This is a genomic window from Candidatus Atribacteria bacterium (assembly GCA_011056645.1).
In the GTDB taxonomy this organism is placed as follows: domain Bacteria; phylum Atribacterota; class Phoenicimicrobiia; order Phoenicimicrobiales; family Phoenicimicrobiaceae; genus Sediminicultor; species Sediminicultor quartus.
The window spans coordinates 1-3,689 of record DSEL01000005.1 but is presented as its reverse complement, the minus strand read 5'-3'; the positions used below and the strand labels follow the sequence as shown (position 1 = coordinate 3,689).

Genomic DNA, 3,689 nt, shown 5'->3' with positions numbered 1-3,689 from the left:
GTTCTATATAGTTAATTCGAAATATTTTTAATATAATCGTTGTTTATTTTTAATTAGAAAATTTAAAAAAATCACTCATTAGAACAAGCAGAAGAGGCAATCAGGATCTTTAAGGAAAGAACTGAAGGAGCGATAATTTTCGAAAATTACTATTAATTTACATTTTACCTAAATTCAGAATTCAAAGATATTTTTTTATTGAGAATTTCCCCTATTTATGCTATAATTTAACTGCAAATTGAGGGAAAAAGTATGGGTTCAGCCAAAAAAGATGAAGTAAAAAACGTAGCAGTAAACAGAAAAGCCAGGCACGATTATCATATATTAGATACTTATGAAGTAGGGCTGGTCCTTAAGGGAACAGAAGTAAAGTCTTTAAGAGAAGGCAAGGTAAGCTTGCGGGAAAGTTTCGCTCAATTTGAAAATAATGAACTTTACCTAATGAATATGCATATTTCTCCTTATACTTTTGGTAATATTTTTAATGTTGATCCGAAAAGGATACGGAAATTACTTTTGCATAGACAGGAAATCAATCGTTTGCGAGCGCAGGTTCAGGAGAAAGGTTTAACCCTAGTTCCTTTGAGAATTTATTTTAAAAAGGGCCATGCCAAGATTGAAATAGCTCTGGCTAAGGGGAAAAGATTATACGACAAACGACAAGCATTAACTGAGAAAGATGCCCAAAGAGAATTGAACAGGGAATTAAAGAATAAAGAATGGGGGCGATAGGTTTCGACAGGGATAAAAGAGGTAAGAACAGCGAGTCGAGGTTCCATGTCCTCGTAAAACTGTGGAAAAACATTAATTGCTGATAACAAACAATTAGCATTTGCAGCCTAATTAGGCTGCACGTCTGTGATTGTCTTGTGTCTACGAGACTTTTATGGGTGTAACATAAAGTAGACTATCTTCTTCCTTACTGCCCTGGGAGGTAGAAGAGAAAATTAAGGGCTGGCTCAATTTATATCCTGTCTATGGGAGCTAAAAAGAGCAAGAAAATAAATCATAGACTACACTCGTAGCGGTTTTTACTGAAATATCTTTGGACGCGAGTTCAAATCTCGCCGCCTCCACCAAACCTTTATTATTAAAGCCTTTCAGCGATTTTGCTAAAGGCTTTTATTTATTTTTTATAAATTATTTCCCAGAAAAAGAAGGATTTTTGGAAAGTTTAGTGACTCTCAAATCCCTTTATTTATAAGGCTTTTAGACCTCTTTCAGGAATACCCTTAAAACGCATGGAGAGTGCCTTTAAACGCACTTTAATTTTCAAAAAATCGGCAATTAGAACCTTTTTTTAACCTTTTTTGCTCCTTCCAAAACTCTGTAACCATTATAAATAGCCACTTACAGATTTTGAAGACTTAATAAATTGTCAAAAAACACCTATTTTGCGAGGGTAAAACCTCTAAGCTGAGGCAAATTTTGCTTGTATAGTCAAAAATACGCAATCTACATTTAAAACCCTTATTTCAAAAGGCTTCCTGAGCATAACAGGGGACAATTGTAATTAAAAAAGAAAAAGAGAGGAACAGGAAAATATGGATTTTTAGGGACAAATATAGTAATATAAAACAATAGTTAGGCTACCCAATGAAGCCTTAATAAAAATCGGAATATAAAATAAAGTAAAGGGGGAGAGTTTATGGATTCCCAAGAGTCTAAAGTAACAGTTAATTTTATTCAAGAGATCATTGATAAAGACAAAAAATCGAATAAATATCATGGAAGGATCCGTCTCCGATTTCCCCCGGAACCTAATGGATACCTGCATATCGGACATGCAAAGTCTATCTGCTTGAATTTTGGTTTAGCAGCACAAAATGGCGGACTATGTAATCTCCGATTTGATGATACAAACCCTAGCAAGGAAGATGTAGAGTATATTGATTCAATAATCAACGATGTTCGATGGTTGGGATTTGACTGGGATGACCGGCTTTTTTATGCTTCTGACTATTTCGAAAAGATGTATGATTACGCCCTTTGTCTGATTAAAGCAGGGAAGGCTTATGTGTGTGACCTGAATCCTGAAGATATCAGGGAGTATCGCGGAGATTTCCAGAAACCGGGGAAAGAAAGTCCATATCGCAGTCGATCTGTAGAGGAAAACCTGGATCTGTTTCGACGTATGCGCACAGGTGAATTTCCTGATGGTTCCCGGGTGTTGCGGGCTAAAATTGACATGTCTTCGCCTAATCTGAATATGAGAGATCCTGTTCTTTATCGTATTTTAAAGGCTACTCATCACCGAACGGGGGATATATGGTGTATTTATCCTATGTACGATTACGCTCATCCTCTTGAGGATTATTATGAAAAGATCACCCATTCTGTTTGTACTCTGGAGTTTGAAGACCATCGTCCATTATATGACTGGGTTCTTAACGCTTTAAACTTGCCGGACCCACCTCAACAGATTGAATTTGCCCGTCTTAACTTATCCAATACGGTGATGAGCAAACGTAAGCTTCGCAAGCTGGTAGAAGAAGGTCATGTAGACGGATGGGATGACCCTCGTATGCCGACTATAGCCGGCTTACGGCGCAGGGGTTACACTCCGGAATCAATTCAAAATTTCTGTGACCGTATCGGAGTATCCAAGAGTAATAGTAAGGTAGATGTTCGTTTTCTGGAACATTGTCTCCGTGAGGATCTGAACTTGAGAGCTTCTCGAGTGATGGGAGTCCTGCATCCTTTAAAGCTGGTTATTGATAATTATCCTAAAGAAATGACGGAAGAGATGGAATCAGAGAATAATCCTGAGGATCCTAATTCCGGGACGCGCAAAATACCCTTTTCCGGGATTATCTACATCGAACGGGAAGATTTTCATGAAGACCCGCCGAAAAAGTATTTTCGTCTGGCTCCCGGGTGTGAGGTCAGGTTAAAGAATGCCTATATTATCCAATGTGAAGGATTTATTCGGGATGAAAAAACCGGAAAGATAAAAGAAGTGCACTGTAACTACGACCCGGAAAGTAAAAGCGGTAAGCCGGGTGCAAAACGTAAAGTAAAAGGCACTTTACACTGGGTTTCAGCAGACCATGCCTTGAAAGCAGAAGTGCGTTTATACGACTATCTTCTGCTGGACCAGAACGAGAAAACAGAGGAACAGGAGGAAGAGAAAGATTTTATGAAACAGCTTAATCTAAATTCCCTGGAAGTGTTAGCGGATTGTTTGGTTGAGCCCAGTTTAGCGGGAGCGGTTCCGGGAAGCAGATATCAGTTCATGCGAAAAGGTTACTATTGTGTTGATTCTGATTCAACATCGGATAAGTTAGTGTTTAACCGAATCGTATCTTTACGGGATAGTTGGGAGAGGATTCTTAAAACTGAAAAAAATTGAATAATTTGAGCTAATCTGTTATAAATAGATAAGTAAAAAGTTGTTATAGAGGAAAAATATTTATGGAATTTGTAAAAGATAAGAGATTGAATTTTATCATCAGCATGGCTATTGGACTTGTGATTCTGTTTTATGTGTTAAGCAAACTACAATTATTATTTATATATTTTGGTACTGCCTTAATGTTAGCCTATTTTTTCGATCCGCTTTATATATACCTTATTCATAAAAGAATTCCGAGTGCATTGGCTATTATTATTGTCTTTGGGATAATCATAGCCTTGTTAATCTTGACTATATTTTTTCTGATCCCTAGCGTAATTAACCAGCTTAATAT

At 37.2% G+C, this 3,689-nt stretch carries 2 protein-coding genes, 1 other RNA gene and 1 pseudogene; all 4 read left to right on the top strand.

Annotation, left to right across the window (positions count from 1 at the left end; genetic code table 11):
* Nucleotides 1-252 precede the first annotated feature (252 nt).
* Nucleotides 253-720 (top strand): annotated as a pseudogene (gene smpB, locus ENO17_00160) (SsrA-binding protein SmpB).
* A gap of 1 nt (nt 721) precedes the next feature.
* Nucleotides 722-1,079: a transfer-messenger RNA gene (gene ssrA / locus ENO17_00155) on the top strand.
* 569 nt (nt 1,080-1,648) lie between these two features.
* Entirely contained in the window at nt 1,649-3,352 is a 1,704-nt protein-coding gene (locus tag ENO17_00150; protein HER23468.1) for a glutamine--tRNA ligase/YqeY domain fusion protein, read from the top strand.
* 62 nt (nt 3,353-3,414) lie between these two features.
* Nucleotides 3,415-3,689, top strand: a 275-nt coding sequence (locus tag ENO17_00145; GenBank protein ID HER23467.1) for an AI-2E family transporter, incomplete at its 3' end; no start/stop codon positions are given.